We start from the raw sequence: 23,552 nt of genomic DNA, 5'->3' as shown, positions 1-23,552 counted from the left end.
CGTGTTCGCCCTGATCGACTGCAATTCTTTCTACTGCAGCTGCGAGCGGATCTGCCAGCCAGCGCTGAAGCGGCGGCCGGTGGTGGTGCTGTCGAACAATGATGGCTGCGTCATCGCGCGAACCGCCGAGGTGAAGGCCTTGGGAGTGCCCATGGGCGCGCCGTACTTCAAGTACCGCGACCAGCTGGCTGAGGCCGGCGTGGTGGTGCGCTCAAGCAACTACACGCTGTATGCCGACATCAGCAACCGGGTGATGCGCATCATCGCCGACATGGTGCCCACGGTTGAGGTGTACTCGATCGACGAGTGCTGGGCAGACTTTAGCGGCATCGCTGAGCGGGAAGCGCTCGGCCGTGCCATCCGCGCGCGGCTTCTGCAGTGGGTGGGCATGCCGGTGGGCGTGGGCATCAGCACCACGAAAACGCTGGCCAAGCTGGCGAACTGGGCGGCGAAGAAGTGGCCGGCCACCGGCGGCGTGGTGGACCTTAGCGACCCGGTGCGGCAGGAGAAGCTGCTGCGCATTGCGGCCGTCGACGAGGTGTGGGGCATCGGCCGGCGCCTGGCGCCCAAGCTGGCACTGCTGGGCATTCGCACGGCCTGGGACCTGGCGAACTACGACGTCGGCACGCTGCGGAAAACCTTCGGCGTCACCCTGGAGCGCACGGCACGCGAGCTGCGCGGCATCAGCTGTATCGACCTCAGCGACGGGCCGCCGCCGAAGCAGGCCATCTGCTCGAGCAAGATGTTCGGTACCAAGCTGCGCGACCTGGCCCCGATCCAGGAAGCGATGGCCACCTACGTCAGCCGCGCGGCCGAGAAGCTGCGCGAGCAGGCCTCTCTATGCGGCGCCCTGCAGGTGAGCCTGCAGACTCAGGTGCACGACCCGCACAAACCGCGCTACGCCAACGCGCTGACCTGCGTGCTGCCGGTGCCCACCGACGACACCCGCGACATCCTGCAACTCGCCCTCCGTTGCCTGCAGCGCATCTACGTGCCGGGCTACGCCTATTCGAAGTGCGCCATCCTGCTGACGGACCTCAGCCAGCGCGGTGAGGTGACAGCCGACCTGTTCGCGCCGACGCCACGGCGCGGCAGCGAAGCGCTGATGGCGGTGATGGATCACATCAACAAGCGGGAAGGGCGCGGAACTGTGAGGCTGGGGAGAGTGCCCGCCGATCCGGACTGGGGGATGCGGCGGGAGATGAAGAGTGAGTGCTATACAACATGCTGGGAAGAGCTACTGCATGTATGCGGTTAACTATTTCAAAACACCCATCGTTATTTCTGAAACCCTCGATATTATTGGCTCCAGCATATCATCCAGCTTGTAGATGAAGTCGTAATACTCTTCTTGTTCGCGAGCGGATTTTTCCATCAAGTGATTTGGCGTTTGGGGATTTTGCAGCCTATCGCCGGCGCGCATAAACTTCCGAGAATTGCTTTCGATCTCTTTGGCGAAAGCTTCAAATTCTTGTGCTAGTTCTAGTGGCAGCCAAAGCTTTCGCTCATGGAAAGTATCGTTGAAATCTCTAATGGCGTTAGTTAATTTTTGGGTGGTCTCGTTGTCGCGTATGTAGCCTAGCGTTTGCGCCTCCCGCTTAAGTTCTACAAGCATGACATAGATCTCGTCGATTGCTTGTACGCTCCGCTCGTTGTATGCGGAAAGTCTAATTTGATATTCGATTGACTGTTTGTTGATGGCGGCATTAATAGAGGCGGTTTGTCTTTCTAGTTGTTCTTGTTGCTTAAGAATGTTTTTGAAGTTTTTGTTTATTTCGCGTAGCTCTGCACCTTTTATTGTTCTGGTAAGAAAGTACATTCCTACAAATGAACAGGCAACTACGAGTAGTAGCATCACCATCATCTTGTCGTTCTGGGAAGATATTGCCTCGGCTATTTGAAAAGGTAGTGAAGGTTCGCTCATTTCAATCTCCCTAAAAAATGAGGAGGTTATCGGACGCGAAGCGTAGCCCGCTACATGGCTTTTATCTTCTTCAGCTCCCGATCAACCGCCCGCTGCGCGTTCGCCTTGTTGGCGTACAGGTGCACCAGCCGCTTCGGCTTGCTCTGGTCTCCACCAGTGATGGACTTCTGTTTGCCGGTCTTCGCGTCGCGGTACCAGGCCACCACGCCGGTGTAGTCCGTGGACTCGTCCGCCAGTTCCTCCACCTCTTCGGCGTCCGGCAGCTTGGATTCCAGCTCGAGGCTGGTGGTGTAGCAGTCCGGCGTGAAGCTGTGGCGGATGTTGCCGCCCAGCCAGACGACCGCGGCGATCTCCGCCTTGATGCCCTCCAGGGAATAGGTCAGCTCGGGGATCAGGTCCGGCCGGCCCTTTGCCATGGTGTAGCTCAACGTCGACGTGCCGCGCCGCAGGCGTTTCCATTCCGCCCGGGCGGCGACCAGGGCGCTGTGCTGGTCGGTGTAGGTGTGGCGCAGGTCCTTGAGGTTTTCGCCGCCGCCGGCGATGGCCTCCAGCTTCTTCGCGCTGTTCAGCTCGTAGTAGTAGGCGCGCACGCCGGTGTAGCTATCGCGGTCCGCCTCGAGGTAGCGGTGCTGGTCGCCGTCCGCCCGGGTCAGGATGACGTGGCGCAGCGGCAAGCCGCTGAGCGTGGTGGAGCCGCCCACGGGCATGAACAGCAGGCGCCCGGCCTTTACCGTGGCGAGGGCGTCGTACTGCTGGCCGAGGCGGGTGAGCAGGTTGGCGTCGGACTCGTTGGCCTGGTCGACGTGGGCGATCCGCATCACGCTGAGGGCGGCGCTGATGATGGGGCTGAGGCCGTAGGCGGCGGCAATGGTGGATACCAGAGCGCCGAGGGTGCTGGCGTGGAAGCTGCGCTCGCGCTTCACCTTGAGGCCCTTGCGCAGGTCCGCGCTGCGGGCACGGATGCTGAGGGTGTCCGGCGCGCCGCTGTGCTCCACCTCGTCGACGGTGAACAGGCCTTTGTTGACCAGCCCGGTGTCGCTCCAGCCCAGCCAGAGCTGGACGATGGCGCCGCGCGGCGGGATGGCCAGTAGGCCGTCGTGGTCGCTCAGCGTGATGTCGAGCTGGTCCGCCTCGAGGCCGCGGTTGTCGGTGAGTTCGATGCCGGTGAGGCGCTGCTCGATGGCGCCGGTGATGTCGGTGCCGTTGACGATGACGCGGCAGATCGGCCGCGGGTAGGCGGTGGTTTCGCGGTAGAGGTCGGCGGCGCGATCCAGCAGGCCGCCGGCGGCGCTCAGGGCGTCGTCGAGGATGGTCACAGGATGGCCCGCAGGATGTTGCCGGCGGTGCTGATGCCGGCGCCGAGCAGATCCACGCGGCCGTCATCGATGCGCGTCAGCTTGATGGTGAACTCGATGCGGCGGGCGGCGCCGTCGCTGAAGAACAGCGTGCGGGTCTCGCTCAGGGACTCGATTACCCAGGCGCCGTAGATCCTGCCCGTGCCCTCCACCAGCGGCCAGGCCTTGCCGGTGTCCGCCATGTAGCGCAGGGCATCCAGGCTGAGCACGGTGCCGGCCAGCGCCGGCAGCAGCACGCCGGGCAGGGTGATGCTGTCGTCGCCGCGCCCCAGGTACTGCCGCGCCGGGTTGGTGCCGATGCGGCTGGTGGCGCCGTGGCGCCACTCGGTTTGGCGCTGGAACTCCTGATAGGCCAGGGTTTCCAGGCTGAAGATGAACATGCCGAGGGCCATCATCATGGCGTGTCAGTCCTTGTCGTAGAGGCTGCTACGGCCCCGGGTTTGTTTAGCGCGCTCGCGCTTGTCGATCTCGGCACCCACCAGGCGGGCGAGGGCCTGTTCGTCCATACCCGGTGCGGCGTAGACCTGGATGGTGTAGCTGTTGCCAGCGGCCTGCCCGGCGGGCGGTGCGCTGACGCCGAGCGGCGCGCGGTTGTCGATCGCCACGGCGCCGCCGGCGGTGGTGAGGCCCGCAGCCAGGGTGCCGGCCTGGGCGAGGCGCTTGGCGGTACCGGCCACCGCGGCCAGGGGGCCGTTGGCGCCGGCCTGCAGGCCCTGGGTGAGCCCGGCCATGGTGAAGCCGCCCAGCTCGGCAAACACGCGCGACGGGCTGTGGATGCCGAGTTTGTCCTTGAACCAGCCGATGGTGGCCTCGCCGGCACCGGTGATGGCTTGCTTCACCGCGCCCAGCGCATTGGTGATGCCGTTCGCCAGGCCCTGCAGGATCATGCCGCCGAACTCGGTGAAGCGGCCGGGCAGTTCGATGCCCAGATAACTCATGACGCCAGCGAACGTCCGGTAAACAAGGCCCAGCGGGCTGAAATTGACCAGAAGCGCGAGGATGCCGCCCAAGCCACCGGACACACCTTGCTGGATCTCGACCCAGAGGCCGGCGAAGTAGGTCTTCACCTTGTCCCAGTTGGCGTAGAGCAGGTATGCAGCCGCGGCCAGTAGGGTGATGGCGATGCCGATTGGGTTTGCCATAGCGGCTTTGCCGAGCCATAGCAGCGCCTGGAAGACAAACGGGATGACGACCTTGCCGAGTTTCCAGAGCAGACCGAGGACCCCGGGCAGCTTGATCCCGAGCAGCGACAGGCCCAGGCGCACGGCGAGAAAGGGGCCCATCAGTCCGGACAGGGTGAGTGCCACCGCACCGAAGCCAGCCGCCAGCGCGGCGATGCCGGCGGTGGTCTTGAGGATCATGCTCACCATTGCCGGGTGAACCTTGACCCAGGCGTCGACTTTCGAAATCAAACCGTTGAAGGCATCAAGGATCTGGACCAACTGCGGCCGCAGCGTTTCCCCCAGCGCGGCGCTGAGATTGAACAGCCGGCTCTTCGACATGATCCAGCGCCCGGACAGCTTTTCGGCGGCGATCGCCGCTTCGCGATCCATCGAGCCGTTGCCCTTGGCGTCGTTGACCAGCTCGAGCTGGCGACGGTACTCGCCCAGGTTGTTCGCCAGCTTGGCAGCCTGGCCGCTGTATTCCTTGCCGAAAATTTGCGTGGTGACGCCGAGCTGGTTCTTCTTCGGCAGCTTATTGATGGCCTCCAGCACCATTTGGATAGTGGCCGTCGAGTTCGTCGCCATTCCGGTCTGGATGGCTTCTGCCTCCAGGCCTAGGGCCTTGAGCCCCTTCTGGAAGCGCTTCGGCTGCTGGGTGGCGATGTTCAACTCGCGGATCATCGCGTTGGTGGCGGTACCGGCCACCTCGGCGGTGGCGCCGAGGCTGAGGAAGGTGGAGCCCAGAGCGGCCGCGTCCTTGAAGCTCATGCCCACGGTCGCCGTAATACCGGCAGTGCGCTGCATGACATCGATGATGTCCGCGCCCTTCGACTTTGCGTTGTCGTCCAGGTAGTTGATGGCGTCGCCGAGCTGGCCGATGTTGGATATCGGCAGCTTGTACAGGTCTGCAATGCGCGCGAGGTTCTCGCTGATCTGGTCGGCCGGCAGCTCGAAGGCCGTGGACGCGTTGGCCGCCACGCGGGCGAACTCGAGCAGGTTCTCTTTGCCCTCGACGCCCATGCGCGCGCCACCTTCAACCAGGGCAGCGATATCGGTGGTCGCCATGGGGATGGTTTCGCTGAGTTTCTTCACGCCATCGGCCATGGCGTAGTAGGTCGGGGTCAACTGACCGTTGGCATCGCGGGCACCGGCTACCTGCTTGGCGACGCCGGCCATGGCGTCCTCGAAACTGCTGTAGGCCTTGACCATGCCAATGATCGGCGCGCCCATGGCCGCGCCGGTGGCGGCTGCGCTGGCCCCCACCATCGCCGTGTTGCCGGCGAATTCGCGCCCCTTGGAATAGGCGGCCTTGGCCTTGGCCACGCGCTCCTGCTGCACGCCCAGGGCGGCGAGGCGGTCCTTCTGCTGCTTGATCGCGGCGTTGGCGGCAGTGATGTCCGCCACCAGCCGCTGTTCGCTTGCGCCGAGGTTGCGGGTGTCGACTCCGGCGTTCTTCACCAGGGGAATAAGGCGCTGCAGCTCGCGGCGCTGGTCGCCGTGCTTGCGCGTGAGTCGATCTACCTCGGCGCTGGCGTTGGCGAAGGTCTTCTGGAATTTGGCCGAAGGGGCGTCCATGCCCTTGAGCTGCTCGCGGTACTGGCGCAGTTTCTCCTGCGCCTTGGCCAGTTCCTCGGAGGTGCCGCGCACCGCCTCTCGCTGCTTGGCGTAACCCTGCAGGTTGGACTGCTGGGCGTTCAGGTCCTTCAGGCGGTCACGGGCTTCCTTGAGGGCGCGGGAGGTGGCGTTGCTGGCACCGTTGATGCGCTTTAGCGGGGCGGTTGCGCGATCGACCGCTGCGAGCAGCACCTGCAGCTGGAGCTTATCCATCGTCCTTCACTCCGCTTCGCAGGCGGGCGCGCTCGCGCCATTCCATCAGTTCGGTCAGGGGGAGGGGGTCCATGGTTTCGGGCCCCCAGTGGAAGATCACGGCGATGTCCGCCATGGCGTCTTCTACGCGTCGGGGGACGCTTCCGCCTTCGCCGACTTCGGCAACAAAAAACCGGCCACCACAGTGGCCATCTGCACCAGGTCGGCGGGGTCGAGGCCGCTCACTTCGTGCTCGGTGAGCGCCGGCGTAGTCACGCGCGGCAGCACCTTGCGCAGGGCGTTGACGTCCATCTGCAGCAGCTCGGCGAGGCTGCAGCCGCGCAGTGCGCCGGACAGGGGCTTACGCAGGGTGACGCTGTCGATCTGCGTGGCGCCGCGCGGGATCGGGGTGTCGAGGGTGATGACTTCCTCGTTGGGGTTCTTCGCCGTGGTGGTGACTTCGTCAGACATGGTCTTGCTCCGTTGGGGTGGGAGCCGGCGCGAACGCCGGCGGGCGTTGCGCTTAGATGCCAAGGGCGCTGCGGTGGGCGGCGAGCAGATCCTCGCCGTTGACGTTGAAGATGAAGTTCAGCAGGTCGATCTCGACCTCCACGTTGCCGTCGATCGTCAGCTTGTAGTAGCTGCAGGTGGTGGTGAACTTGTGCTCGGTGTCCTCGCCGGACTCGGCGTCGCCCATGTCGATTTCCTCATGGCGACCGCGCACGACTACTTCTACCGCGGAGACGGTGCCGTCGTCGTCGCGCTGGTAGGCGCCGGCCCAGCGCAGCAGCACGCCGCTGGCCGAGACTTCGCCGTACTGGCGCAGGGCAGTGAGGTCGAGGCCGCCGAGGGTCCACTCAAGTTGGATACCGTCATCGCTGTGGCCCAGGTCCACCTTCACCGGGCCGTCCATGCCGCCGCCGCGGAACTGCTCCATTTTGCGCGCCAGCTTGGGCAGGGTGACGGACTTGCTCTGGCCAACGTAGCTGACGCCATCGTTGAACAGGTTCATGTTCTTGAGTTTCTTCGGCAGGGCCATGTGGGCGCTCTCCTACGGCGCGGCCGGGGCCGCGCGGGGTGGATTGGGGTCAGGCGTTGACGCGTTCGGCGAACTCGACCAGGAACGAATCGGTGATGCGCTGGCGAAGCTGCAGGTTCTCCAGCGGCGGCACCGGCGTGTAGGCGTAGTCGATGTACAACTTGCCGGCCTTGAGGGTGTCCTTGTCGTTCGCGGCGGGGTCGTACCAGGCCTCGGCGCCGATCAGGTAGCCCTGGCGCACCAGGTCGCGGAACTTGGCGTTGAGACCTTCGAGGATGTCGCGCACCAGGCTGGGGTGCATCGGCTTGTCCACCGCCCAGAAGTGGGCTTCGGCCATGGTGTCGGCCAGCACCTGGGCGGTGCGGGTGTAGTTCTCGAATGCGAAGAGCGGGTCATCGCTGCAGGTGCGCGAGCCCCAGAAGCGGAAGCCGTCGCGCCTGATGAGGGTTGTGACGTCCGCGCCGTTGAGCAGCCCGGCATCGGTGGCGGGGTCCTGCAGGTCCCAGTAGACGTCGCGGGACAAGCCGGTGACGCCGTTCACGCCGACGTTGGAAAGGGTCTTGTGCCAGCCGGTCTGCTCGTCGATCTGCGCGCGCAGGCCGAGTGCGCGGGCCGTGGCGGCGGCGTTCACGGTGGTGCTGGTGGCGGTGTCGTAGCTGAGGAAATCCGGCCAGATGAGCATCAGCTCGCGGGCGCTGAAGCCTTCGCGGTAGGCGATGGCCTCGGAGACGGTCTGGCACTCCCAGCAGCTGGCGTAGGCGAAGGCGCGCAGCTTCTGGGCGATGGTGACCAGGGCGGTGGTGACGGGCAGCGAATCCAGCCCGGGCACGCCGAGGATGCGGGGTTTGACACCTAGCTGGGCTTCGGCCGCGAGCAGCGCCTGCATGCCGGTTTTCTGGCCGTTGGCGAGCACGGTGCCGATCAGGTTGGAGGCGGTTTGCGCTTCGTCTTCGCCTTCAGCGACGCGGACCACGACGGTTACCGGGCTGGCCTGGTCGGCGATCGCATCAAGCGCGGCGGCCAGCGTGCCCTGGGTGCCGGCCTTGCCGCTGGCGGTCAGCACGTCGGTGATGAGCACAGGCTTGTTGAGCGGGAAGGCGGCGGCGTCGGCATCCTCGGCGGTGCAGACGAGGCCGATCACGGCGGTGGCGACGGTGCGAATCGGGCGGCTGCCCTCGTTGATTTCGACGACGCGAACGCCGTGGTGGTAATCGGTGGCCATGTGTGGCGGCTCCTGCGCAGGATCGCGGTTCAGTGAGCCTTGAGCTTGCCGCGCGCGCGAGGGGCCCGCGAGCAGCTGGGTATGTAGGGAGCGCTACTACAGGGCGCAGCATGTTCTGAGCCCCGGCTGTTTTCCGAGGAACGGTCGAGCGTTCAGTGGATGGGAGACGGCAGCTCGACTAATTTGGAAAAGAGCGAGAGAAACGGGTGAGGCATGACCAAAGACGAGGAAAATCTGAGGAGGGCGATAGTTCGCCACAACACTGATCACCAAAGGCCGCATGGCCCGATCGAAAACATACTTTTGGGAATGGGTCGGGACGTGGACGCTGTCTACACCCTGCTCAGGGAATGGGTTCGAGCAGTTCCTCAGATCAGGATTACCGAAGTACCCGTTTCAGTTGTTATAGGACTGGAGGGTGGATCAGCGGAGTTGAGAACACGCTCGATGCAACTGGCTTTCGCTAGCCAGAAGGTCCTGATCCTTCCGGAAGGAAACCGCAGATACGGCATCTTCTTCTCAATTAAGGGGCTGCCGGAGAGCCCCAGACGAATCGAGCGTATTCAACCAGATGGAATCTGGTACGTGTTCCGGCAGGGAGTACTTGAGGGGCCGCTCACATCTCACTACTTTCTTCAGCATCTCTTTAAAGCGGTGCCATAGTCAGCCTTATCAGGCTTCGAGCTAGCTATAAAAAAGCCCCGCCAAAGCGGGGCAATCCCTCCCCAGGGTTGCGGGTCAGACGATCAGCGAGGCGCCGATGCCTTTGAACGGGTTGGTCTCGAACGTGAATCCTTTCCACTGCCGCAGCAGGTCGGCGCTGTAATCCTCGGCCCAGTCGCTCGGCTCGCCTTTGAAACCGATCTGTACGACCAAGGCGCGCAGATTCGGCGTTAGCAGCCAGGTCGTGAATGTCATCGCCCATTCCCAGCGCGCTGCCGCGCTGATAGCCGCGACCAGGGCCGGGCGGGTCCCCAGCCAGACGGCGAGCGACGGCCACTCATGCACCCAGTAGAAACCGACGTAGCGGCGGGCGGTTTCGCGGTGGGTGGCCACCAGCAGGCGCATGCCACCTTTGCCGGGGTCGTCCTCGACGGTCTCGTCGCCCCAGAACTGCATGTCGCATTCGGTGACAGGGCATCCCATCAGACGGGTGAAGCGCGCGTTGTTTGCTGGGTTGCGGTACGCGAGCCAGAGCAACTGCGACAGCCAGTGATAGGCGCCCAGGGCGAAGGGCGCATGGGTATGCCACCAGCCACGCTTGTCGCCGGCGGCGCCGTCGCGGTCGTTGCTCCAGAGCCATGCCCAGCCGGGCAGGGTGATGAGCAACCAGTCGCCGAGGGCTTCGGTGAAAGGAGTGCGGGTCGATTGGTTCGTATTGCACCAGGGCAGCGCCATCGGCACGACGAACAGGCCTACGGCGATCAGCAGCAGGCGCAGCGCGAGCAAGCCGAGGGTTTGGACCAGGCCCGAGGCGAGCAGGCGCCAGGTGAGGCCAGAGGGTAGGGCGAGTGTGGTCATGCTGTTGCTCCTTCAAGGGCGGCCGGGCTGGTCGGCCGGGTTCCAAATGGGAAGTCGCCGTTTCCTGCCTTCCATGCTCTGACTGCAACGCGATAGGCCCGCCATTGCGCTGCTGAACCTGGCGCTGCCGCCGGATCGGCGTCTTCGATCATCAGCAATTGCTCTGCAATAAGCAGCAGCTCCGATTCCCGCCATGCGTCCTCGTCGCTCGACGCCCCGTGCAAGCTCGCGCCATAAGCCTCAGTGCTGAAGTCCCAAGTCTGGTCAGCCCACTGCGGGCCAAACGGCACCTCGATCCCACCAGCGGGGGGCTCGGGAGCATCCACCCACGACCCGATAAATGCGCCGTCAGCGTTCACATAGAACCGCTGGACGCTCAGCCGTTCGCCTTGGGCCACTGCTTGATCTAATTCCATGCCTTTACCCCTTGATTACGCAAAAACCTTCACTTTCACTTGTACTTGCGCGCTTGTTACGCCGCTAACAGCACCATTTGCCGCGAACATCGTCAGGCCGTTAAAACCGATCACGACCGTAACGGTCGATGAAGTTTTCTTGCGCGCTTCGACGCCCCAGGAATTCAGGTTATTGCTGCAGTCTTGAGCCCCCAATTCAGCGCTCTCGCCCACTGCCAAGCCGTTTACTGCGGCAATAGCAACAAGTTCAAACATGACGAGCTTCGGAGCCACGCCGAGACCGTGCGTGATAGTCAACGTGCCCCCGTTCGTGTAGCTGACTGTTGTTTCGTAGTAGTTAGCGACTGGCAGCGCAGCAATGAGTGCGGCGACAGCGTTCTGCACGGCGATTTGCACGAAATTTGTGTTCGCGAGCTGCCCGTCGCTCAGGCCTACAGCCGCAGTAGGGGCCGTAGGCTTGCCAGTGAGTGCCGGCGACGCCAGCGGGGCTTTCTGTCCAAGCAGGGTGGTGATGGTGGTGGCGAAATTGGGATCGTTGCCCAGGGCCGTAGCAATTTCGGCGAGGGTGTCGAGCGTCGCCGGCGATGCATTCACCAGCGCCGCAATGGCGGCTTGCACGAACGCCGTGGTTGCGAGCTGCGTGGTACTGGTGCCCGTCGCGGCGGTGGGGGCCGTAGGCGTACCGCTGAAGGCGGGGCTTGCCATAGGCGCACGCCCGTTGATCAACGTGGTCAGAAGCGTTTGTACAGCGGCAACAAACGCAGTGGTCGCGAGCTGGGTGGTGCTCGTGCCAGCAACTGCGGTTGGTGCAGTTGGCGTGCCGGTGAGCGCCGGCGACGCAAGCGGCGCTTTCTGGCCGAGCAGTGTGGTGATGGTGGTGGCGAAATTTGGGTCGTTGCCCAACGCGGTGGCGATCTCGGCCAGGGTGTCGAGCGTCGCCGGCGATGCGTTCACCAGGGCCGCAACGGCGGCTTGCACGAACGCGGTTGTGGCGAGCTGCGTAGTGCTGGTTCCGATCGGAGCTGTGGGGCCTTTCGGCGTGCCGGTGAGCATCGGGTTGGCCAGGGGCGCCTTGAGGTCCATGGCCGCCAGGATGGCTTCGACCAGTTGCTTCAGGTATGACGTGCGGTTGCCCAGCTGCTTGCCCTGACGGTTCGACAAGCCATCGGCGCCCCCGACCACCGGGTCGGTCAGCTCGATCTGGTAAATGCCTTCTTCCCAGATTGGGGTTTCGTTCAGGTTGCTCATCAGGCGACACCATGCGGGTAAGAATTGTCGTAGCGGATGACCCCGTCGTATGCGTTGAGGGCCTGTTCAAAGTTGAGTGCGAGCAGGTGGCAGCGAGCGGGGGCGATCCAGGCGAGGATGCGGCGGACGCTTGCCGCCTGAACAAGCGTGATCGGGCGGCTGATCAGGACGGAGTACTTCGCCCAGTTGGTTTCCCGCCCGTAGAAGTGCAGGCCGTTGTAGCGCTTGCTGCCGTCGTAGAAGCCGGCGCCGGCGCCCTCGATGATCTCGAACGGGATGTCGACGAAGATCGCTTCGAGCGCTCTGCGGACTGCACCGAGGGTGCCCTTGTGGCGGTGCACCGATGCCGACTCGGTAATCACGCGACGCTTCACGTCATCGCCCCACGCAGGGTTCCACTCGTCGACCGACATTTCCCAGGCAAGGAACGGCAGCAGGCCGGACGGGCATTTGCCCGGGTTGCGCACGTAGCGGCCGAGCACGGGCAGGTCAGTGATGCTGGAGAACCCGGCAGCAATGTCGCGCATCAGCGGGCTCGCGTTTGGCGGCAGCAACTGCTCAGACATCGACGCCACCACTGGCAACGCCAACAGCGGTGCAGTAGGCCGCCTGGTGGCTGTCGATGACGATGTCCGCCGCCGGTTGCGTCAGGGTGACGTTCTGCACGCCGGGCTGATGCAGGGCGGCGAACAGGCCGGAACGGGCAATGTCGTGCCCCAAGGCGTGCTGCTCTGCGACGAACTTGCTCACGGCGGCTTCGGCCGCGGCGCGGACCAGCTCGAGGTCCGGGCCGTTGTAGAAGGTGAGCGTGGCGGCGACCTGGTACGGCACGATCTCGGCGCCCTGCACTTCGACGGTATCGCAGAGCGGGCGGACGTCCTCGTCGTTCAGCGCGGCGTTCACGGTGGCGAGCAGCGCGGCATCTGGCGTGCCGTCGCCGGCGGTGCTCAGGACGGTGACTGTGACGATTCCGGCGGTTGCGCTGCTGATGTCGACGTCCTTCACTGCGGCCGAGCTGGCCAGCGCGTGGTAGGTGTAGGCGCCTACGGGCCCCGCGGTGCTGAACCCCTCCAGGGCGAGCTGGATGCGAGCGCGGAAGCGCGCGTCGGACTCCATCACCGCGGCTACAGGGGGCACCGCCGTCGCGTCGGCCGGGGTGACCATGAGGCGCACGACGTTGAGCAGTGCGCCGAGGTTGTCCAGGTCGGCGCCGGTCGCGTAGGCCAGCATGGTGGCGCGGGCGGCGTCGTTGACGCGCTGACGCAGCAGGACCTCTCGATAGGCGCTTTCCTGGGCAAGGATGTTCAGCGGCTCGGATTCCAGCTGGAGCAGCGCGGCGACCGCGGCCTGCTCGGCCTCCGGGTAAAGGCTAACGATGTAGGCCTTGCGCTCGGCGAGGATGGTCTCGAAATCGACGGTTTCAACGACGTCGGGCGAGGGCAGCTGCGACAGGTCGATGGGGCTGAAAGTGGTCATGCGGCCCCCATTGCGAGCGGGATCTGCAGGTTCTGCGATTCGTTGCTGTCGATCGGCGTGCAGGTGATGTCCAGGTACCAGGTGCCGGCGTCGTTACCTTGGGTGAAGGCGACCTTGTTCAGCCGAATGCGCGGCTCCCAGCGCATCAGCGCCATGGCCGTGGCCGCATAGGCGAGCAGGCGCGTGGCGTTGTTGAACGGTGCGTCGATCAGCTCCGGCAACTGGCTGCCGTAGGTGCGGCGCTGCAGGCGCGAGCCGATTGGCGTGGTGAGGATGTCGGCGATGGACTGGCGCAGGTGGTCGAGCCCGGAGATCGCGCGGCCGGTGTTGAGGTTCAGGCCGCTCATTGCGGGGCACCGGTGCTGCTGTTGCCGCGTTGCACGCTGCCATGCACGTGCTCGACCAGGCTGATGCCGCTAGCCACCACGTCCTCGCTGACGGTGACGGTGCCAGTGATGTCGACGTCGCCGAGGATCTGCACGCCGGCGGGCGCCTCGAGCACGGCGCGGCCGCCGGCGGGCAGCGTGGCGTGCAGCGTGTGGCTGGCGTGATCGTATTGGATCAGAGCCCCATCCGGGTATGCCCGGCGGCGCACGGTGGCGCTGTTCGCCGGCGCCGGATGGGCCTCTGAATAGATACCGACCAGGGCGATGCCCTGGGCCGGGTCGCCCGATGGGCTGAAAACGAGGCACTGTTCGCCGATGGTCGGCGGGTCCCAGTCCTGGCTGGCGCCGGCGCGCAGGGCGACCCAGGCCAGCCAGTGGGTGGTCAGGTTGCCTGCGGTGATTCGGCAGCGCGCGGTGGCGTGATTTACCTCGGCGACGGTGCCGAGGCGGATCAGGTTTTCGAGGCGGCGGGCCAGTTCGGTGGATGTGTCCATGCCCGAATGCTGCCCACCACGCGCGCGGGCCGCACGGGGCGGGTCGTGTAGCGGCTCGGCTTACAGACCGGCGAGGTGATCCAGCAGGCGGCTGGCGATCATGTCGCGGTCTTCGCGTGTGAAGCCGAGCAGCTCGCGCTTGGCATAGCGAACATCGGGGGCGCCCTTGGCAGCGCGATCGCGCAGGCCTTCCTGGTGCACGCGGGCGATGCGGCCCGCGCGGCCGAGGAAGCCGACCGCGATCGATGCTGCGGTGGTTTGCAGCTTGAGGTGTCGGGCCTGGCGCAGCTTGGTGAACATCTTCGACTTGATGCGCCCGCGCTTGGCGCGCAGTTGCTGACGTGGCTTGCGCGGGGAGTAGGGAGTGCCGTCCGGGTTGCGTTGGGCCGCTACGCGTTGCTGCTGGTTGCGGCGTAGGTCGCGGCCGATGTCGGTGGCCAGCTTGCGTCGCTCGCCGGGACTGAGCTTGGCGAGCAGGGGGGCGGCCCAGTTCTCCAGCGCTTCGAGGTCGCCCGTCACGCCTGGCCCCATTCGGCGAGCAGCTCGCCGGCGGAGTTCTCGATGCGCAGGCTGGAGAGCGTGATCAGTTGATCGTCGACCTCCGGTTCAGCCGGATGCGTCACCACCAGGGCGCCATTGGCACCGGCCTTGACGATGACTCGCTCAGTCAGGGGGAGGGTGATGGACAGGTCGACCTTGCTGTTGTCGATGACATCGGCTTCGAACTTGATCGCATCACGGCCGGTATTCAGGTTCTCCATCAGCTCGCGCTGGTTGACCAGCACCCAGGCGAGTAGGGGGATGGCCACCGCGTCCGGCGAGCCGGCGAACTCCAGCAGGATGATATTGAGCGTGTAGCTGTATTCGAACGACAGGCCGGTGGCCGCGGTGCTGCGTATGCTGCCGTTATCGATAAACACGGCCATGCGGTCCGGGTTGTGGCGCAGCTCCGGAATGGCGGCGAGCAGGTGGGCGCGGAGCGATTCGGGTTTGTTCATGGCTTGGTCTGCTGCACCTGGTGCTGGTAGACCATGTCGACCTGGGCGGCGCACTCGGCCCAGGCCGCCTCGAGCACGTCGGCGTCGTCGAGCAGCTCGCCGTTATTGCTGGGCGCCGCCGCCGGCAGGCTGCAGGGCACGACTGCTGGACAGCCAGTCTCGATAACTTGCTGCTCCGCTGAGGGCGGGGCGCCGGCGCAGGCTGCGAGCAGCAGCAGGCAACTGCTGATCAGCCCATAGGCGAAGCTCTTGGTTTTCACGTTTCAGTTCCTTGATCTGCAGTTGCCGATCGGTGAGGGATTGGCGCAGCAGCGCCTGGGTGTTGCGCAGCGAGGCCTGCGCCTGACGCTCCGTGCTGAGGGAGCTGGTCAGCACGCCGATGGCGGCGTCCTTGCGGGCGGTTTGCTCCTGGGCGGCGTTGGTGGCGGCATCGGCCAGGGCCAGGCGCAGGTGCTGGGTGTAGAGCAGGCCCGCGAGTGCGCCGAGCAACGCCAGGCCATAGAGCCACTGGCGCAGCGTGCTCACCGGCGGTACCAGCCGGCGGCGTTCATGGCTCGCTCGTCGAGCTGTTGCACGTCGCAGCAGGTGACCAGACACCTGACCCCGGCGCTTGCTACGTGCAGCGCTTCGGCGAAGGCCGCCAGTAGCTCAGGGGACGAATGCTCGGGTAACACGTAGACGGCCCCGTCCACTGGGCTGAGTGTGCGGACCTGTTCGATATCGATCATGCGGCCTCCTGGGCGCAGCAGCTGGCGTGGCGGCGGTAGGCCTCTTCCAGCTTGCTGTCGTAGAGGTTGCGGGCGTAGTTAGGGCCGTTGTAGCCGCGGGCGAAGGCGGCCCATTTGCGGGCCTTGAGCGCCTTGAGCAGGGCGGGCTCGGCCTCGATGAAGCGCACGAAGGCTTCGAACTGCTGGTTTTCGTCCTGGCTCATCAGCCGCACGAACTCGTCGACGCTGGCGTAACCGAGGCGCAGGGCGTGGTAGCCCATGATCTGGAACGCTCCCCAGCTGGCCGACTCAGGCGCGCATTGCGCGTCGATCTGCCGGGCGCTGGCCAGCCGCTGGTGTTCGGCCGCGCCGCCGGCGTAACCGCCCGGGCGGGCATTGACCAGGGCGGGGAACTGGGCAGCGAGGCGATCGGCGCGCGCCTGCAGGGCGCTTGCGTCGTCGCCGGGTGAACGAGGCAGCGCAATGCGCTGGTACATGACATGGCGCTCGAAGAGGATCTTCGGGCGGCCGGGGGACAGGAACCCTTCGCCCTGGCTTTCCACTTCGTTGACGGCGTAGATGGTGGCCAGCTCGACGCCCAGGCGGGTTGCGGCGGCCGCCAGCGTTGCGTTGTGCAGCAGCGCGGAGCAGTCGGCGCCGGCGAGGGTGGCGAGCGTCTTGGAGCCGGCGATGCCATCGGCGACCAAGCCTACGCGCAGTTGGTAGGCGCGGACGGCCGCTTCGGTGGTGTCGCCGTAGTCGCCGTCGACGAACAGCCCGGCGCCGGCACGGGCGTTGAGGCGTTGCTGTAGCAGCCGGACTTCGGCGTTTCGGTCGCCATGTCGAAGAGTCGTCATGCTTGGTCCACCTTGTTCTTGAAGAAGCGGATGGCGAGGGCGCGGGTGCCTTCAACGCCGAGCAACCCGATGACGCCGCCGAAGAACGGGCCGGTGCTGGCGGGGATGCCGAGCAGGCTGAGCCCGTGGCAGGCGCCCAGGGCGAGCAGCCCGCACAAGGGCGCCTCGAGCACGACGCGGCGAAGATCGCCGCCGCCGTAGATGATCCGTAGCCCGGCGATGCCGAAGGCGATCAGCCCGGCGTAGAGCGCGGGCCAGTTTTCCTGCAGCCAGGCAGCGAACCAGGCCCAGGTTTCGGGTTTGTCAGGCATGCGCATATGTCCGTTGTCCGCAGTTGAGGGTCAGTCCCATAGGTTCACCACTTCGGTCTGCTCGGCCTGGGGCGCGGCGTCGGGCAGGGTGACGAGCAAGCCGATCGGCAGCACGGGGCCGTAGTCGGCCAGGCCGGGGTTGGCCTCGAGTACGGCTTCGGTTGCCGCGGCGGTGCGGCCGTAGACACGCCAGCAGAGGGCGTCCACGGTTTCGCCCTGGACGGTGCGGACGCTGGCCATCAGATCAGCTCCACCGTGTTGCGTGGGGTGCCAAGCAGGCTGCGGATTGCGTAGCGAGCATCGCGGCGGTATTCGTCGATGGTGGGGCTCAGGGCCTCTGCGTTGCGGTCACCTTGGCCGGTGCTGTCGTAGCTGCGGTAACGCTCGGCCAGTTCAGCACCGGCGGCGCAGTAGATGGCGCGCAGGTAGGTGACCACCAGTTCGCTCTGGCCGTTGATCTGGCAGGCAGGAACATCCGCAAGGCGCTCACGGCCGGCGGCCAGGTGGCGGAACTTGAGGCTGTGCAGGTCGCGGTTGGCCTCAAGCATGGCGCCGACGATGGCCATCTCCAGCCGGGCATCGCTGACGCTGGCGTCGAGGCGAAGGGAGGCACGAACGGTTTCGCTGTCGACGTCGGGCCAGAAGCCGTCGTTGGTCAGGGTGATGGCGGGGCTGGTGCCGACTGCAACGAAGCCGCTCATGCTCAGGACTCGGAATAGGTCGGCGGTGGCCGGGGCGTCACAACGAGGAAGGAGAGGACCTGTTGATCAGCCCCGGGCCGCCGGGGTTGCCGGGGACGGCTCGGTCAGCTGGCTGGGCCAGCAAGTTTTTTCAGCAGGGCTTCGGACGATTTCAGGTCGGTTTTCCCGCCGCAGTTGTCGTAAAGCTCAATCGCCCGCTTGAACAGGTCGATACCTGCCTGCACCTGGCCGGGCTGGCCCGGGTTTTCGACGGTGAGGCCGGCGACGGTTGCCCGGGCGGTGGCCAGAACCAGTTTGGCGCGTGCCTGGTCGGGCATGTCTTCAGCTTCGGTAGCCAGGGCGGTGCGGTGCAGCAGTTCGAGGTCAAAGGCCTCGCCGGCGCGCATGGCCTTGAGGGCGCCTTCGGCGATCTCTTCGGCGATCAGGCAGCCGGTGGTGCGCTCGAACCGATCGGGCATCACCAGCTTGTGCTGCAACACGTAGCTGGCGATGTCGAGGGCGCCGGCGTAGTCGCCGGTGTCGATGCGCCAGACCATCACGGTGGTCAGCACTTCGTCCTGGGCACCTTGCCCGGCGGAGAGGACGCCCTCGATGTAGGGGGCGTATTCGGGGAGCAGCTGCTCCTTGAGCTTGATCTTGCCTTCGGTGGACTGGATGCCCGACAGGCGCAGCCGATCCTGGGTGAGTTTGGCGAGTTGCTGCTCGTAGGCGTTGAGCCCTTCCATGGTCTGTTCCGGACCAGCAACTGCCGCCGCCGCGAGGGCGGCGGTGACGCGCTGGAAGTGGCGGCGGCAGGGGTTGGTCATGGTGGCCGGCCTCAGCTGAGTTCGATGTTTTCGGCGAGGCCCGCGCAGCCCAGGTCCTCGAGGACATAGGCTTCGTTCACCGATTCGTAGTTCTCGATGCGGTCGCGCTTGGCGTTGTCCGTGACGGTGCGGCGGCGGGTGCCTTCCTGCCAGTAGATCGACAGGTTGTCCAGGCGAGTGACCAGCAGGCCGTTGGCCGGGAAGTAGGGCACACGCACTGCCGGCAGGTTGCCGATGCGCTTCTGGCTGGTGACGACATCCGCCGCGAGCATCTCGGACGGGTCCTGGTTCTTGTTGATGATCGGGAAGTACTTGTCGGCCAGGATTTTGCGGCCGCAGACGACGACCAGATCCGGATCTTCCTGATACCAGGGCTCGAGCAGCTCGTTGACCATGGCGAAGACCAGGGCGTCGATGTTCTCGAAGTCCTTGCCGGCGCCGATTGCAATCTTGTTGCTGCCGTCTACGACTTCCTTCATCACGCGCGCGGCGTTTTCGGTGCGCATCTTCTGCAGCCAGCCGATGTTCACATCCTGCAGCAGCGGGTTGGCGACCGGGTTGGAGGTGGCCGCGCGGCTGGTACCGTTCCAGCCGATCATGATGCGGTTGAGCGCCATCAGTTTGATGATCGCGTCGCGAATGCGGTTCTGGAAATCCGGGAATTTCGACCAGGCGTCCAGCTTCGCGTACTTCAGGTGGGTGTCGAAGTTGGTCTGGGTGCAGACGTAGCCGCGGTTATCCAGGCCGCTCGGGTCGCGGGTTTCGCGGTCCTTGGTGTCGGTGTCGGTGGTGCCGGCAATGGTGCCGTTGACGCCGAGGCCGATTTTCTCGCCCATCTGGTCGCTGACGCCGTAGATGTTGATACGGCTGAGGAATTCGCTGGATTCCTGGATGCGAGTTTCCAGGGTCTGAGCCACGGCGGGGGCGGCGGCGAACTTGGTGGTGACGTCGGGCACGCCGTGCAGCTGGGCGAGCTGCTGCAGGTAGGCGTTGAACAGGGCGCGGGTTTCGTTACGCATGGGTTTCTCCGGTGTTCCTTGGCTGGGCTTGGTCCGTGGGGAGGATCAGCAGTCGGTGACGATGCGGCCGTCACCGCCCGTGGCCGGGGGCCGGGACGAAAACTGCGGCTTGCTTGGGTTGTTCGGTGCGGTGGTCGATCCCAGCGTTTTCAGCAGGTCGGCGAACTGGGCGGCCAGCGCTTCGTGCTTCGTCTGCAGGGCAGTGCGTGCCTCCTGCTCCGCGGCGAAGGCCTTGCCCTGATTGGCCACGTGCTCGGCGACCGCCTCAAGGGATTCGGTCACCTCGGCGAAGGAAGCGGCGTCCTTGCCTTCCTTGTCCTTGCTCTTGCCGAGGGCCTCGAGCACGCGGCTGAACAGGCCGGTGACCTTGTTCGCTTCGTCCTCGATTTCCTCGAATTCCAGCGAGGCTTCGATGGCCTCGGAAAACAGGTTGGCCGGGTTGGATTTGCGGCCCTTGAGCGGGTTGGCGTCCGGATGCTGAGCACTGAAGGTGAGCATCTCGGTACCCAGGCTGGCGGGGCTGTCGGTGACCGCGATGCCATCCAGGTAGGCCCGGCCGCTGTCGGCGAACTCGGGGCGGATCTCGATGCTGGTGAAGATTTTCTGCCGCGCCTTGTTCATGGCGATCAGGTCGCTGGTGGGGTCGATCTGGGCGAACAGAGCCAGCTTCTTCACGCCAGCGATTTCGACGTCTTCGGTCTTCAACGCAACGACGTCGCCATAGGCCCGGAAGGGGCTGTCGGGCAGGGTGCTGCGGTAATGCTCGAGCCAGACGCGGGCGGCGTAGGTGTTGGCGCTGTAGGTCTCGGCGGCATCGATCAGCCACTGGCGTTCGATCTGGCGGCCATCGGTGGTGGCGCCCTCAACGGCGACGCGAAAAAACTTGGAGCGAAATTTCTTGGCAGGGGTGTCGGTTTTGCCGGCCATGCGTTGATTCCTCGGTGCTGTGCTGATGGCGTTAGCGTTGAGGGCATGTTCGGCAGGCCGCTGCTGGCGGGCAACGAGCCGGCTTTGTAGGGCGCAGAGCTACAGAGCCCCGGGCTACAGGTGTTCGCGCGCGTGACGGCAGCATCGCCGCCATGACCGATACCGTTCAGATTCCGATCCGCGACAACCGCCGCCAGGCCAAATTTCTGTACTGGATGGGCTGGCGCATCACCGAAATCGCTGAGTTCCTGGGCGAGAAGGACCGCACGGTCCACAGCTGGAAGAGTCGCGACGAGTGGGACCGCTCGGACAACGTGGAGCGGATCGGCGGGGCGCTGGAAGCGCGCCTGGTGCAGCTGATCCTGAAGGACGCGAAGACCGGCGGTGACTTCAAGGAAATCGACCTGTTGCACCGCCAACTGGAGCGGCAGGCGCGAATCCAGCGCTTCCAGGGCGGCGGTACCGAGGCGGAACTCAACCCGAAGCTGGATGCGCGCAACGCCGGGCCGAAGAAGAAACCCAGCCGCAACGCGTTCAGCGAAGAGGAGGTCGAGCAGCTTACCCAGGCATTCATCGATGGCTGTTTCGGCTATCAGCTGGACTGGTACCGGGCGGGAAACCAGCGCACCCGGGCGATCCTGAAGAGCCGGCAGATTGGCGCCACGTTTTACTTCGCCCGCGAAGCGTTGATTGACGCCCTGGTCACCGGGCGTAACCAGATTTTCCTGTCCGCGTCGAAGAACCAGGCGCATATCTTCAAGGCGTACATCCAGGCGTTCGCCCGCGAGGTGTGCGGCGTTGAGCTGACGGGTGACCCGATCATTCTGGCCAACGGTGCCGAGCTGCACTTCCTGGGCACCAACGCGCGCACCGCGCAGGGCTACCACGGCAATTTCTACTTCGACGAATTCTTCTGGACGTTCAAGTTCAACGAGCTGAACAAGGTCGCCTCGGGCATGGCGATGCAGAAGCAGTACCGCCGGACTTATTTTTCAACGCCCTCGAGCATGGCCCATGAGGCTTACACGTTCTGGACGGGGGAGCGCTTCAACAAGGGCAAGCCCGCGGCGCAGCGGATCAGCGTTGATACCTCGCATGGCGCGCTACAGCAGGGGCGGCTGTGCGAAGACAAGATCTGGCGGCAGATCGTGACGATCCTCGACGCCGAGGCGCGTGGCTGTGATCTGTTCGACATCGATGAGCTGCGGCAGGAATACGCGGCTGATGCCTTCCAGAACCTGCTGATGTGCCAGTTCGTCGACGACGGGGCTTCTATCTTCCCGCTCCAGATGCTGCAGCCGTGCATGGTGGACAGCTGGGTGGTGTGGGGCGAGGACTATAAGCCGTTCGCCGCGCGCCCGCTGGGCGATCGCCAGGTGTGGGTGGGCTACGACCCCGCAGAAACCGGCGATACCGCTGGCCTGGTGGTGGTGGCACCGCCGGCTGTACCGGGCGGGAAATTCCGTGTGCTCGAGCGGCATCAGTTCCGCGGGATGGATTTCGCCGCCCAGGCCGAGACGATCCGCCAGGTCACGCGGCGCTACTGGGTGACGTACATCGGCATCGACGTGACCGGCATGGGCTCTGGCGTGGCGCAGTTGGTGCGGCAGTTCTTCCCCGGGCTGACGACGTTCAGCTACTCGCCGGAGGTGAAAACCCGCCTGGTGATGAAGGCGTGGGACGTGCTGCACAAGGGCAGGCTGGAGTTCGACGCCGGCTGGACCGATTTCGCCCAGGCGCTGATGGCCATCCGCAAGACGGTGACGGCCAGCGGCCGCCAATTCACCTACACCGCCGGGCGCACCGATAACACCGGCCACGCGGATCTGGCGTGGGCGCTCTTCCACGCATTGCACAACGAGCCGCTGGAGGGCCAGACCGGCACGAACAGCGGCTTCATGGAGACGTTCTGATGAGTAAGAAAAGCCGCGGCAACAGGCAGCAGGTGGCGAGCGTGCCACGGCAGGAATTCATCCCGACAGGCCAGGCGGGTGGCGGTATCGAGTCGTTCAGCTTCGGGGACCCGACGCCGGTACTGGATGGGCGGGAGATCCTCGATTACATCGAGTGCTGGGCCAATGGGCGGTGGTATGAACCGCCGCTGTCCCTGGATGGGCTGGCGAAGAGCGTGCGCGCCTCGGTGCATCTGCAGTCGGGCATCCAGTTCAAGCGTAACCAGCTGGAGAAGATGTTCATCCCGCATCGGCTGCTGAGCCGCCAGGCGTTCGGGCAGCTGGCGATGGACTGGCTTTCGTTCGGCAACGCTTACCTGGAGAAGCGCGACAACATGCTGCGCCAGGCGATCGGCCTGCAGCCCTCGCTGGCGAAGTACATGCGGCGCGGGGTGGATCTGGACAGCTACTTCATGGTCCGCGGCTGGCGGCAGGAACACGAATTCGCCCGTGGCACGGTGTGCCAGCTGCGCGAGACGGATATCAACCAGGAAATCTACGGGCTGCCCGAGTGGCTATCAGCCCTGCAGAGCGCGCTGCTAAACGAGTCGGCAACACTGTTCCGCCGCAAGTACTACCAGAACGGAAGCCACGCCGGGTTCATCCTCTACATCACCGACAACGCCCACAACGAGGACGACATCAACAACCTGCGCACGGCGCTGAAGAACTCAAAGGGCCCGGGCAACTTCAAGAACATGTTGGTGTACGCACCAGGTGGGAAGAAGGACGGCATGCAGCTCATCCCGGTGAGTGAGGTGTCGGCGAAGGATGAGTTCAACAACATCAAGAACATCAGCCGCGACGATCTGCTGGCCGCTCAGCGCATTCCGCTGCAGTGCCTGGCTGTGGTGCCGCAGAACGCAGGCGGATTCGGCTCGGCGAAGGAGGCCACTGAGGTGTGGATGGCGAACGAGCTGGAGCCGCTGCAGTACCGCTTCGAGCCGATCAACGAGTGGCTGGGGGAGGAGGTGATTCGCTTCAAGGAGTTCGTGCCCACTGCCAGCAGCTAACGCCGATCAGCTTCACCAACAAGCCGCCTTCTCGGGCGGCTTTTTTGTGCCCGCGCGGAAGGATTTCGACCGGTCAGCAGCATGAAAAAACCCATCAAATCATGCCATAGCGGTGGCTTTTCGTCCAGCAGAAACACGCCTGCGGCCCAGCAATGACGCGGGTTTCAGGTCTTCCGCTCGGCGTGCGACTGGGGCGAGGCAGGGACCGGGG

General features: G+C 65.0%; 30 protein-coding genes and 1 pseudogene. 4 read left to right on the top strand and 27 right to left on the bottom strand.

From position 1 onward, the window contains the following. Position 1: 1 nt before the first annotated feature. Complete coding sequence (locus BLV15_RS17040) at positions 2 to 1,258, top strand: Y-family DNA polymerase (protein WP_090230894.1); 1,257 nt, start codon at positions 2 to 4, stop codon at positions 1,256 to 1,258. Here the strand turns inward: BLV15_RS17040 and BLV15_RS21900 are convergent, their stop codons facing one another. Genes BLV15_RS21900 through BLV15_RS17000 form a run of 8 tightly spaced genes read right to left on the bottom strand, consistent with a single transcriptional unit; the run spans position 1,259 to position 8,509 of the window. After that, positions 1,259 to 1,924 carry a hypothetical protein gene (locus tag BLV15_RS21900; RefSeq protein WP_139210733.1) on the bottom strand — a complete coding sequence of 222 codons (666 nt, stop codon included), beginning with the start codon at positions 1,922 to 1,924 and terminating at the stop codon, positions 1,259 to 1,261. A gap of 50 nt (positions 1,925 to 1,974) precedes the next feature. Further along, entirely contained in the window at positions 1,975 to 3,234 is a 1,260-nt protein-coding gene (locus BLV15_RS17030) for a phage late control D family protein (protein ID WP_090231078.1), read from the bottom strand. A 2-nt stretch (positions 3,235 to 3,236) separates the two neighbouring features. After that, positions 3,237 to 3,677, bottom strand: a complete 441-nt coding sequence (locus tag BLV15_RS17025; RefSeq protein ID WP_090230892.1) for a phage tail protein — start codon at positions 3,675 to 3,677, stop codon at positions 3,237 to 3,239. Positions 3,678 to 3,683: 6 nt separating this feature from the next. After that, entirely contained in the window at positions 3,684 to 6,269 is a 2,586-nt protein-coding gene (locus BLV15_RS17020; protein ID WP_090230891.1) for a phage tail tape measure protein, read from the bottom strand. Next, positions 6,262 to 6,384: a GpE family phage tail protein gene (locus tag BLV15_RS17015; protein ID WP_090230890.1), complete on the bottom strand. Its 123-nt coding sequence runs from the start codon at positions 6,382 to 6,384 to the stop codon at positions 6,262 to 6,264. Before BLV15_RS17015 ends, BLV15_RS17020 begins: the two co-directional genes overlap by 8 nt. A gap of 8 nt (positions 6,385 to 6,392) precedes the next feature. Continuing rightward, positions 6,393 to 6,719: a phage tail assembly protein gene (locus tag BLV15_RS17010; RefSeq protein ID WP_090230889.1), complete on the bottom strand. Its 327-nt coding sequence runs from the start codon at positions 6,717 to 6,719 to the stop codon at positions 6,393 to 6,395. A 52-nt stretch (positions 6,720 to 6,771) separates the two neighbouring features. Continuing rightward, positions 6,772 to 7,287 (bottom strand): phage major tail tube protein, encoded by a 516-nt coding sequence (locus tag BLV15_RS17005; protein WP_090230888.1) that lies wholly within the window; start codon positions 7,285 to 7,287, stop codon positions 6,772 to 6,774. A 49-nt stretch (positions 7,288 to 7,336) separates the two neighbouring features. Beyond that, positions 7,337 to 8,509: a phage tail sheath protein gene (locus tag BLV15_RS17000; RefSeq protein ID WP_090230887.1), complete on the bottom strand. Its 1,173-nt coding sequence runs from the start codon at positions 8,507 to 8,509 to the stop codon at positions 7,337 to 7,339. 213 nt (positions 8,510 to 8,722) lie between these two features. Between BLV15_RS17000 and BLV15_RS16995 the strand changes: the two genes are divergently transcribed. After that, positions 8,723 to 9,172: a hypothetical protein gene (locus tag BLV15_RS16995; protein WP_090230886.1), complete on the top strand. Its 450-nt coding sequence runs from the start codon at positions 8,723 to 8,725 to the stop codon at positions 9,170 to 9,172. A gap of 75 nt (positions 9,173 to 9,247) precedes the next feature. On the opposite strand, the gene BLV15_RS16990 is transcribed toward BLV15_RS16995, so the two are convergent. From BLV15_RS16990 to BLV15_RS16905, 19 genes and pseudogenes are all read right to left on the bottom strand, one after another. After that, the gene (locus BLV15_RS16990) at positions 9,248 to 10,030 is read right to left on the bottom strand and encodes a DUF7338 family protein (RefSeq protein WP_090230884.1); all 783 of its coding nucleotides are present in this window, start codon (positions 10,028 to 10,030) and stop codon (positions 9,248 to 9,250) included. After that, the gene (locus BLV15_RS16985; RefSeq protein WP_139210732.1) at positions 10,027 to 10,446 is read right to left on the bottom strand and encodes a hypothetical protein; all 420 of its coding nucleotides are present in this window, start codon (positions 10,444 to 10,446) and stop codon (positions 10,027 to 10,029) included. The genes BLV15_RS16990 and BLV15_RS16985 overlap by 4 nt, the downstream gene beginning before the upstream one ends. Positions 10,447 to 10,461: 15 nt before the next feature. Then, positions 10,462 to 11,694, bottom strand: a complete 1,233-nt coding sequence (locus tag BLV15_RS22360) for a hypothetical protein (RefSeq protein WP_175534388.1) — start codon at positions 11,692 to 11,694, stop codon at positions 10,462 to 10,464. Next, the gene (locus BLV15_RS16975; protein ID WP_090230880.1) at positions 11,694 to 12,260 is read right to left on the bottom strand and encodes a phage tail protein I; all 567 of its coding nucleotides are present in this window, start codon (positions 12,258 to 12,260) and stop codon (positions 11,694 to 11,696) included. Before BLV15_RS16975 ends, BLV15_RS22360 begins: the two co-directional genes overlap by 1 nt. Further along, the gene (locus BLV15_RS16970) at positions 12,253 to 13,170 is read right to left on the bottom strand and encodes a baseplate assembly protein (RefSeq protein WP_090230877.1); all 918 of its coding nucleotides are present in this window, start codon (positions 13,168 to 13,170) and stop codon (positions 12,253 to 12,255) included. The genes BLV15_RS16975 and BLV15_RS16970 overlap by 8 nt, the downstream gene beginning before the upstream one ends. Then, positions 13,167 to 13,517: a GPW/gp25 family protein gene (locus tag BLV15_RS16965; RefSeq protein ID WP_090230875.1), complete on the bottom strand. Its 351-nt coding sequence runs from the start codon at positions 13,515 to 13,517 to the stop codon at positions 13,167 to 13,169. Before BLV15_RS16965 ends, BLV15_RS16970 begins: the two co-directional genes overlap by 4 nt. Next, the gene (locus BLV15_RS16960; protein ID WP_090230872.1) at positions 13,514 to 14,050 is read right to left on the bottom strand and encodes a phage baseplate assembly protein V; all 537 of its coding nucleotides are present in this window, start codon (positions 14,048 to 14,050) and stop codon (positions 13,514 to 13,516) included. The genes BLV15_RS16965 and BLV15_RS16960 overlap by 4 nt, the downstream gene beginning before the upstream one ends. Positions 14,051 to 14,110: 60 nt before the next feature. After that, on the bottom strand, positions 14,111 to 14,569 hold the full coding sequence (locus BLV15_RS16955) for a phage virion morphogenesis protein (protein ID WP_090231077.1): 459 nt from the start codon (positions 14,567 to 14,569) through the stop codon (positions 14,111 to 14,113). Beyond that, positions 14,566 to 15,048, bottom strand: a complete 483-nt coding sequence (locus BLV15_RS16950; protein WP_090230869.1) for a phage tail protein — start codon at positions 15,046 to 15,048, stop codon at positions 14,566 to 14,568. The genes BLV15_RS16955 and BLV15_RS16950 overlap by 4 nt, the downstream gene beginning before the upstream one ends. After that, a complete protein-coding gene (gene lysC / locus BLV15_RS22230; protein ID WP_217632896.1) occupies positions 15,045 to 15,308 on the bottom strand; it encodes an Rz1-like lysis system protein LysC in 264 nt (87 codons plus the stop codon). Before lysC ends, BLV15_RS16950 begins: the two co-directional genes overlap by 4 nt. Beyond that, positions 15,229 to 15,573 (bottom strand): annotated as a pseudogene (locus BLV15_RS16945) (Rz-like lysis system protein LysB); the annotation flags it as partial. The gene lysC and the pseudogene BLV15_RS16945, both read right to left, overlap by 80 nt. Further along, on the bottom strand, positions 15,570 to 15,776 hold the full coding sequence (locus BLV15_RS16940; RefSeq protein ID WP_090230864.1) for a hypothetical protein: 207 nt from the start codon (positions 15,774 to 15,776) through the stop codon (positions 15,570 to 15,572). The pseudogene BLV15_RS16945 and the gene BLV15_RS16940, both read right to left, overlap by 4 nt. Next, complete coding sequence (locus BLV15_RS16935) at positions 15,773 to 16,612, bottom strand: N-acetylmuramidase domain-containing protein (RefSeq protein ID WP_090230861.1); 840 nt, start codon at positions 16,610 to 16,612, stop codon at positions 15,773 to 15,775. Before BLV15_RS16935 ends, BLV15_RS16940 begins: the two co-directional genes overlap by 4 nt. Next, positions 16,609 to 16,923, bottom strand: a complete 315-nt coding sequence (locus BLV15_RS16930; RefSeq protein ID WP_090231076.1) for a phage holin, lambda family — start codon at positions 16,921 to 16,923, stop codon at positions 16,609 to 16,611. Before BLV15_RS16930 ends, BLV15_RS16935 begins: the two co-directional genes overlap by 4 nt. Before the next feature lie 30 nt (positions 16,924 to 16,953). Further along, complete coding sequence (locus BLV15_RS16925) at positions 16,954 to 17,163, bottom strand: tail protein X (protein ID WP_090230858.1); 210 nt, start codon at positions 17,161 to 17,163, stop codon at positions 16,954 to 16,956. Continuing rightward, complete coding sequence (locus tag BLV15_RS16920; RefSeq protein WP_090230856.1) at positions 17,163 to 17,624, bottom strand: head completion/stabilization protein; 462 nt, start codon at positions 17,622 to 17,624, stop codon at positions 17,163 to 17,165. The genes BLV15_RS16925 and BLV15_RS16920 overlap by 1 nt, the downstream gene beginning before the upstream one ends. A gap of 104 nt (positions 17,625 to 17,728) precedes the next feature. Continuing rightward, positions 17,729 to 18,430 carry a phage terminase small subunit gene (locus BLV15_RS16915; RefSeq protein ID WP_090230854.1) on the bottom strand — a complete coding sequence of 234 codons (702 nt, stop codon included), beginning with the start codon at positions 18,428 to 18,430 and terminating at the stop codon, positions 17,729 to 17,731. Between the two features lie 11 nt (positions 18,431 to 18,441). Further along, positions 18,442 to 19,449 (bottom strand): phage major capsid protein, P2 family, encoded by a 1,008-nt coding sequence (locus tag BLV15_RS16910; RefSeq protein ID WP_090230851.1) that lies wholly within the window; start codon positions 19,447 to 19,449, stop codon positions 18,442 to 18,444. Positions 19,450 to 19,494: 45 nt separating this feature from the next. Further along, the gene (locus tag BLV15_RS16905; RefSeq protein ID WP_090230849.1) at positions 19,495 to 20,376 is read right to left on the bottom strand and encodes a GPO family capsid scaffolding protein; all 882 of its coding nucleotides are present in this window, start codon (positions 20,374 to 20,376) and stop codon (positions 19,495 to 19,497) included. A 152-nt stretch (positions 20,377 to 20,528) separates the two neighbouring features. Here BLV15_RS16905 and BLV15_RS16900 point away from each other — a divergent pair, with 152 nt between their 5' ends. Beyond that, on the top strand, positions 20,529 to 22,289 hold the full coding sequence (locus tag BLV15_RS16900) for a terminase ATPase subunit family protein (RefSeq protein ID WP_090230845.1): 1,761 nt from the start codon (positions 20,529 to 20,531) through the stop codon (positions 22,287 to 22,289). Then, a complete protein-coding gene (locus BLV15_RS16895; RefSeq protein WP_090230842.1) occupies positions 22,289 to 23,341 on the top strand; it encodes a phage portal protein in 1,053 nt (350 codons plus the stop codon). The genes BLV15_RS16900 and BLV15_RS16895 overlap by 1 nt, the downstream gene beginning before the upstream one ends. Positions 23,342 to 23,552: the final 211 nt, after the last annotated feature.

The sequence above is a fragment of the Pseudomonas kuykendallii genome (assembly GCF_900106975.1).
In the GTDB taxonomy this organism is placed as follows: domain Bacteria; phylum Pseudomonadota; class Gammaproteobacteria; order Pseudomonadales; family Pseudomonadaceae; genus Pseudomonas_O; species Pseudomonas_O kuykendallii.
Note: the sequence above shows the minus strand (reverse complement) of the source record. Positions and strands in the feature narration are given on the sequence as shown.

What these genes read in the sequence shown, in the direction of transcription:
- BLV15_RS21900 (WP_139210733.1), bottom strand. Translation starts at nt 1,924, where the DNA reads ATGAGCGAACCTTCACTACCTTTTCAAATAGCCGAGGCAATATCTTCC.
- BLV15_RS17025 (WP_090230892.1), bottom strand. Translation starts at nt 3,677, where the DNA reads ATGATGATGGCCCTCGGCATGTTCATCTTCAGCCTGGAAACCCTGGCC.
- BLV15_RS17020 (WP_090230891.1), bottom strand. Translation starts at nt 6,269, where the DNA reads ATGGATAAGCTCCAGCTGCAGGTGCTGCTCGCAGCGGTCGATCGCGCA.
- BLV15_RS17015 (WP_090230890.1), bottom strand. Translation starts at nt 6,384, where the DNA reads ATGGCGGACATCGCCGTGATCTTCCACTGGGGGCCCGAAACCATGGAC.
- BLV15_RS17010 (WP_090230889.1), bottom strand. Translation starts at nt 6,719, where the DNA reads ATGTCTGACGAAGTCACCACCACGGCGAAGAACCCCAACGAGGAAGTC.
- BLV15_RS17005 (WP_090230888.1), bottom strand. Translation starts at nt 7,287, where the DNA reads ATGGCCCTGCCGAAGAAACTCAAGAACATGAACCTGTTCAACGATGGC.
- BLV15_RS17000 (WP_090230887.1), bottom strand. Translation starts at nt 8,509, where the DNA reads ATGGCCACCGATTACCACCACGGCGTTCGCGTCGTCGAAATCAACGAG.
- BLV15_RS16995 (WP_090230886.1), top strand. Translation starts at nt 8,723, where the DNA reads ATGACCAAAGACGAGGAAAATCTGAGGAGGGCGATAGTTCGCCACAAC.
- BLV15_RS16990 (WP_090230884.1), bottom strand. Translation starts at nt 10,030, where the DNA reads ATGACCACACTCGCCCTACCCTCTGGCCTCACCTGGCGCCTGCTCGCC.
- BLV15_RS16985 (WP_139210732.1), bottom strand. Translation starts at nt 10,446, where the DNA reads ATGGAATTAGATCAAGCAGTGGCCCAAGGCGAACGGCTGAGCGTCCAG.
- BLV15_RS22360 (WP_175534388.1), bottom strand. Translation starts at nt 11,694, where the DNA reads ATGAGCAACCTGAACGAAACCCCAATCTGGGAAGAAGGCATTTACCAG.
- BLV15_RS16975 (WP_090230880.1), bottom strand. Translation starts at nt 12,260, where the DNA reads ATGTCTGAGCAGTTGCTGCCGCCAAACGCGAGCCCGCTGATGCGCGAC.
- BLV15_RS16970 (WP_090230877.1), bottom strand. Translation starts at nt 13,170, where the DNA reads ATGACCACTTTCAGCCCCATCGACCTGTCGCAGCTGCCCTCGCCCGAC.
- BLV15_RS16965 (WP_090230875.1), bottom strand. Translation starts at nt 13,517, where the DNA reads ATGAGCGGCCTGAACCTCAACACCGGCCGCGCGATCTCCGGGCTCGAC.
- BLV15_RS16960 (WP_090230872.1), bottom strand. Translation starts at nt 14,050, where the DNA reads ATGGACACATCCACCGAACTGGCCCGCCGCCTCGAAAACCTGATCCGC.
- BLV15_RS16950 (WP_090230869.1), bottom strand. Translation starts at nt 15,048, where the DNA reads ATGAACAAACCCGAATCGCTCCGCGCCCACCTGCTCGCCGCCATTCCG.
- BLV15_RS16940 (WP_090230864.1), bottom strand. Translation starts at nt 15,776, where the DNA reads ATGATCGATATCGAACAGGTCCGCACACTCAGCCCAGTGGACGGGGCC.
- BLV15_RS16935 (WP_090230861.1), bottom strand. Translation starts at nt 16,612, where the DNA reads ATGACGACTCTTCGACATGGCGACCGAAACGCCGAAGTCCGGCTGCTA.
- BLV15_RS16930 (WP_090231076.1), bottom strand. Translation starts at nt 16,923, where the DNA reads ATGCCTGACAAACCCGAAACCTGGGCCTGGTTCGCTGCCTGGCTGCAG.
- BLV15_RS16925 (WP_090230858.1), bottom strand. Translation starts at nt 17,163, where the DNA reads ATGGCCAGCGTCCGCACCGTCCAGGGCGAAACCGTGGACGCCCTCTGC.
- BLV15_RS16920 (WP_090230856.1), bottom strand. Translation starts at nt 17,624, where the DNA reads ATGAGCGGCTTCGTTGCAGTCGGCACCAGCCCCGCCATCACCCTGACC.
- BLV15_RS16915 (WP_090230854.1), bottom strand. Translation starts at nt 18,430, where the DNA reads ATGACCAACCCCTGCCGCCGCCACTTCCAGCGCGTCACCGCCGCCCTC.
- BLV15_RS16910 (WP_090230851.1), bottom strand. Translation starts at nt 19,449, where the DNA reads ATGCGTAACGAAACCCGCGCCCTGTTCAACGCCTACCTGCAGCAGCTC.
- BLV15_RS16905 (WP_090230849.1), bottom strand. Translation starts at nt 20,376, where the DNA reads ATGGCCGGCAAAACCGACACCCCTGCCAAGAAATTTCGCTCCAAGTTT.
- BLV15_RS16900 (WP_090230845.1), top strand. Translation starts at nt 20,529, where the DNA reads ATGACCGATACCGTTCAGATTCCGATCCGCGACAACCGCCGCCAGGCC.
- BLV15_RS16895 (WP_090230842.1), top strand. Translation starts at nt 22,289, where the DNA reads ATGAGTAAGAAAAGCCGCGGCAACAGGCAGCAGGTGGCGAGCGTGCCA.